The organism is Mesorhizobium sp. M1E.F.Ca.ET.041.01.1.1, assembly GCF_003997355.1.
Classification (GTDB): Bacteria; Pseudomonadota; Alphaproteobacteria; order Rhizobiales; family Rhizobiaceae; genus Mesorhizobium.
The window spans coordinates 1-5,050 of record NZ_RZSL01000459.1 but is presented as its reverse complement, the minus strand read 5'-3'; the positions used below and the strand labels follow the sequence as shown (position 1 = coordinate 5,050).

The window sequence follows — 5,050 nt, the reverse complement described above, 5'->3', positions numbered from 1 at the left end:
GATCATGAGATCGCGCCAATTGCCGATGCCATCGACGGCGTAGTCCGCAATTTCGGGGCAGGCTTTCAGCACAAGTCCGATCGGATAGCCTTTCGGCTTCTCGGCGGCTGCCCGTCTTGGCTCGGCCGCCGCCCCGCTTTTCTCTAAAGCAGGTTCAAATTCAAAAATAGAGTCGGTATTTGAATTAGATTGCTGCCGCTCGTTTCGTGAGTCATTGCCGCTCGGATTCGTGGATTTAATGTGAATTTCCAGCAGCTTATCCACTTCGTCATGTAGTGCGGCCAGATCGGCAACGATAGGCTCGAGCTCGGCAATGCCGGCGCGGCGCGGAATGGCCTCCACAACGCCGCGGAAACGCTTCCACAGGCCTCCCCAGTCGCCCGGGACACCTTCGTTGGCGGCCGCCTCGATGAGCTTGTGGATGTCGCGGCGGTGCAAGGTGATCCGCTCGCGCATAAGCTTGAGCGCCCTGTTGTCGGCGCGAACACGCTCGGCCGCCGCCTCGAACTCGTAAGCACGGGCCAGCAACGGCGCCAGGGAGAAGCCAAAGGCTTCCTCGATCTCCCCTCCCCGGCCCTTGCGGGCGTAACGCTTGCCGTTCGGGCTATCCCGACGGGTGATCAGTCCGCTATCAACAAGAGCCGCCAGGTGCCGCCTGACCGTGGGCTCGGGCATTCCGTGCGCCCTGAGCGACAGCTGTGCGTTTGAGGGAAAGACGATGAGGTCGTTGTCCTCGCTTAAGTCGCTGTCAGGATAGAAAGATAGCAACGCATTCAGGACGGCCAGAGCACGATCGCCGATGCCGACGATGCTCTTGCCTTCGCAGAGGTTGCGATAGATCTGCCACTTGTCGACGACCCTGCCCTTGGGGATTTCACGTGAATCGTTTTGCGCTGCCAGCATGGCAAGCGACATCGGCCGCCGCCCAAAGGGCGTCGTTGCAATACCCGTCTCCATTTCTTCCTTCGCCTTCAATTAGGCAAAAAGAAATCCGACCGCCGAATCGACGCTTAAAACTCTTGACACTGATTCGCGAAAATGTGATTCTCAGCTTGCTTATGGTTGAGAAGGGCTTCCGCGACGGTGACGTTCGGGGGCCTTTTTCTTTTGCGGTTTCAGTTCTCCTGTTTCGACTTTCTGAACGCTTCGTAGAGCTCGCCCAGATTGCTTGAAATCCACTCGCCAAAGGGCTTCGCCTCCCTTTCCGTGAGCACGAGCGAGAAATCCTTGGAACGTGATTTGGTGATGATGCTGACTGATTTGTCTTTAGGAGCCCAGCGGTTGGCAGCTGGTGCCTTAAGCTTCTTCGTCGAGGCTGTCTTGTTGGCCTTCTTCGCGAGATTGAAGACCATCAGAAAGCGGTCGTTGGAACTGGCTTTCTTGAACTTGCCCTGCCCCAGCAGATGTTCGAGGCCATCGACATTGCTGCTCTTGAGGAGGATGGATAGATCGTACCACCTGTCTCTACCAACTCCCCTCGCAGCTCCGATCTGGTAGATTACGGCTTCCGGTATGTTGGTGGTTACAGACTGCAGTTTGGACAAAACGGTCTTATTGATCGCCAGCGAGGACATGATTGTCGCGTTGTCAAACTGTTCGGCCAATTTCCTTGCGAACAGCGCCCGCTCAATGAATGAGAGATCGGCACGAGCAGTGTTTTCCTGCCCTTGAGCGATCACGTGTTCCTGATCGGAGAGTTGCTTGACTGCTGCATTCACTTTGATGCCGAGCGCTTTTGCGGCCTTGGCTCGACGATGCCCGAAAACGATCTGAAAGCGACCTTCGGAACCTGGTATAGGCCGTACCAGGATCGGGCTGTCCTGGCCCCTTTCGCCAATGGCCTGGATCAGTTCCTGTAGACTTGAATCGTCATCGTCATCAAGGCGATCGACGACGAACGAGGCTTCCAACTGGTCTGGGTCCAGTTTGATGATCTGTGTGCCGGACAGTAGCTGCTTCTTGATTTCCTCGGCAGCTGCAACCTTGGCGGCCATCTCGTCGGCGGCCCGGCTCATCATCCCGAAAGCGCCGCGGCGTCCGGGAGCTCCGGCAGATGTAGTCGGGTTGGAAGCCATCGAGTTTGCGGCGGTAAGCTGCGAGGCGCTGCCCCTGTTCTGCTCATTAGGCGCCTTGTTCCCGAATGAGTTTACGGGCGTAAACTTGTCATCGGCGCCCTCATCCAACAGGCCTGCCATGATGCCCTTCCTAGCCATCAGCTTGCCCTCCCCCAAGCTCTGTGGATCAACGAAATCAGTTCCCCGTTCACGGAATGCAGGGATTCCATGGCACGATCAAACGTTGACCGGGTGAGTTGACCTCTCTCGACCTCGTAGAGGGTCTGCTTCGTGATGCCTGCGTCAGAGATTGCGGTGGATTTCACCATCTCGCTGGTGAGTACAAAACCTCCGAACAGCGACCGCATGAAATGAACCATCTGTGACTGCGGGATGTCGCCAGGTTCGTATCGGGTTACCAGATAGCGCATCCAGTCGAGGCTCATGTTGCCACCGCCGCGTTTGATGGGATCGAGTATTTCCCCAAGCATTAGCAGGAACTGACACATCGACATGACGTCCAGCATCTGCGGGTGGACCGTTACAAGTACCGCCGTCGCTGAGGATAGGGCGGTGAGGGTCAGGTAGCCAAGCTGGGGAGGGCAGTCCAGGACGACGACATCGAATTTGTCTCCGACCTCGGAGAGAGCTGCATCGAGACGAGTGAAAAACAGCCGCCCCATGTCCCGGGTACCTTTTTCGGCGAGGATCAGCGGAGTATCGTATTCAAATTCCTGTAGTTCGAGGTTTGCCGGAATAATGTCGAGACCGGGAAAATTGGTTCTCCGGATCAGCGCGCTAATCGGCTTCTTATGTTCATCGTACCGGATGGCTTCGTAGAGCGACGGGAATTGATCCAGTTCAGGCTGGATACCGTGCAATGCGGTGAGAGACGCTTGCGGATCGAGATCGATTGCAAGAACCCGATGGCCAGTCAACGCAAGATGCTGGGCAAGATGTGCAGTAGTGGTAGTCTTACCGCTGCCACCCTTGAAATTGACGACAGCTACAATCTGTAGGTGTTCACCATCCTTACGGTGGGGAACATACATGCGAGAATCCGACCGCCCTTTCTGATCGAGGTAATGACGCATTTCGAGCATCTGCTTGGCGGTGTAGGAGCGGCGCCCGGTTGGTGTCACAGTCGGTTGTGGCCCTTTGCCGTTCAATGATAAGTTTTTGAGATAGCCAGCGCTAATTCCGAGGTAGGAGGCGACTTCGGACAACTGGAACTGCCGAAGCGTTTTCACCGCGTCTGGAGGAAAGTTGTCAAGACGATGCTTTTCAAGGCGGCTGGAAAGCGCCGCACCCTGCTTCAGGATCAGCTGATCAAAATCCAGAAGAGGCTTATTGGCGTCGAATGCGATATTCATAAGCTGAAACCTGTAAGTGCGAATATTCCTCTGCATTAGCTCATTTATCGCACTTAGGCCCGATTCTCTGGATCTTGCAAGGACTTTAAAGTTAACGAAAGCTTAACGCATTGCTCCGATCTTCGTTTACGGCCGTAAACTCATTGGCAGCTGCGCCGCCGATACCCGGGAGCGCACCCGGGTTTTCTATCAGGAATGCGCCGATGGGAAGCGTCACGACGATTACGGCCTGGATACATTCGGAGGTCGGCACACGCTTAAGCTACTCACAGCACCGATGACCAGCAGCAAGAACATGCCTGGCAGCCGTGGTGTCGATCGGACCCCGAAGTGGTCGGACATGGGGCATTCTTGGCTGTGAAGTCCTCGATCGTCTTGATCAGGTGGCTGACTGAGCACGCCAAATGGTCCAGAAGCACTACCGCTGGCGTCGAGATTGCGCAGGAGCCTCGGTAGGGGAGGCGGGCGCCCGATGCGACAGAGCCGCGCAAGCCGATTTGCCCCGATTTTGCATGCATTAGAGGGCCTGAGAATGCGTTCTCGAGGGCGGATCTTCAGCCACAGAGGATTAGGATACCCGATCCTTTGATGAGGTCGCGCAATTCTCGACGGCGAAGGAGGTGGCAACTTGTGTCATCAACCCGAAAAGACTACCTTTACGGCATCATGGGCAAGCATTTGGCATCCGTCCTAATGACCGTGAGCCGGCCCTACAGCGTGCAGCTCGGCGACGCGGCGCTGACGCATTGCCTAGCAGTTCTCGATTTGGCCAAGCAGCATCCCGGTCATGTCAGCGCCTTCTCGGTGAAGTCCCCCCGCGTTGCAGGTCGAGTTCGCTGTGGTGCATCGCATCTCGACCCCGAACTGAAAGCCTTCGCCGCTGCATTCTCCGCTTGGTCCGGCGAGAGCTATCTGCTCGCTGCGTGATGGCCGAACAGGATCGCCGGCGCCCTCCCGAATGGCGGCGGCTTTTTCGCATCGCCGTCGATCTGATTGACAGCTGCGGGAGAATGCCGGCGGCTACGACTTCGAATGGTCGTTTGGCGGCGGCACGGCGATGAGATCAAGATCGGTCATCGTGAAAGCCATGACATCGATGTTTTCCTCGATAACCCTCAACTGCTCGGCTTCATCGACCCGTACAGAAGCCGCCTGCGTCTTGATCTGGTGCAACCGGATTATCAGAGTGATTGGGCTTTGGTTTCAGAAATTTACATTCGAGAATGTTGGCGAGATCGACTTCATCGTTGGTGGAGCGCTGACGCCGCCCCCCTCCCAGATGCGTGAAGTTGAGGGAAGGCATCGTGCTGATCGAGACCATTCCCGAGATCATCGCCAATAAGGCCTACTACCGTGGATCGGCAGCCAAGCCGCGTGACATTCTCGACATCGGCAGCCGACGCCTCGTAGTCGGACATGATCATCAGCTGCGCGATGGCGCGGGTCGCTCGCCAGGTCAGGCAAACGCGCTTGCCGCCGGCGGCCGCTCGCACAAGGGAGAGGCTGGAGAAGCTGAACCCGGAATTTGTCGGATGGCGCGGCCAGTCGTGCGGGCCACGCGTTGCCTCGCCTTTTCCGGGAACGCGCTTAGAGCGTTGACGACCGGCCCCAGTTGCGACCGTG

General features: G+C 56.9%; 5 protein-coding genes and 1 pseudogene. 2 read left to right on the top strand and 4 right to left on the bottom strand.

Going from position 1 to position 5,050, the window contains the following annotated elements; genetic code table 11:
• The 3 genes from repC to repA form a co-directional block, all read right to left on the bottom strand.
• On the bottom strand, window positions 1-957 hold a 957-nt coding region (gene repC, locus EOA38_RS27725; protein ID WP_127300719.1), incomplete at its 3' end, for a plasmid replication protein RepC.
• Between the two features lie 158 nt (window positions 958-1,115).
• Window positions 1,116-2,195 carry a plasmid partitioning protein RepB gene (gene repB / locus EOA38_RS27720; RefSeq protein ID WP_189434952.1) on the bottom strand — a complete coding sequence of 360 codons (1,080 nt, stop codon included), beginning with the start codon at window positions 2,193-2,195 and terminating at the stop codon, window positions 1,116-1,118.
• A gap of 17 nt (window positions 2,196-2,212) precedes the next feature.
• A complete protein-coding gene (gene repA / locus EOA38_RS27715; protein ID WP_127300716.1) occupies window positions 2,213-3,427 on the bottom strand; it encodes a plasmid partitioning protein RepA in 1,215 nt (404 codons plus the stop codon).
• Window positions 3,428-4,057: 630 nt separating this feature from the next.
• Here repA and EOA38_RS27710 point away from each other — a divergent pair.
• Window positions 4,058-4,354, top strand: a complete 297-nt coding sequence (locus EOA38_RS27710; protein ID WP_245480931.1) for a hypothetical protein — start codon at window positions 4,058-4,060, stop codon at window positions 4,352-4,354.
• A gap of 93 nt (window positions 4,355-4,447) precedes the next feature.
• Here EOA38_RS27710 and EOA38_RS39380 read toward each other — a convergent pair whose 3' ends face one another.
• A complete protein-coding gene (locus tag EOA38_RS39380; protein WP_189434950.1) occupies window positions 4,448-4,600 on the bottom strand; it encodes a hypothetical protein in 153 nt (50 codons plus the stop codon).
• Between the two features lie 131 nt (window positions 4,601-4,731).
• On the opposite strand from EOA38_RS39380, the pseudogene EOA38_RS27705 reads away from it, so the two are divergent.
• Window positions 4,732-5,050: pseudogene (locus EOA38_RS27705) on the top strand (hypothetical protein); the annotation flags it as partial.

Coding starts and splice junctions, on each gene's coding strand:
- repB (WP_189434952.1), bottom strand. CDS start 2,195: ATGGCAGGCCTGTTGGATGAGGGCGCCGATGACAAGTTTACGCCCGTA.
- repA (WP_127300716.1), bottom strand. CDS start 3,427: ATGAATATCGCATTCGACGCCAATAAGCCTCTTCTGGATTTTGATCAG.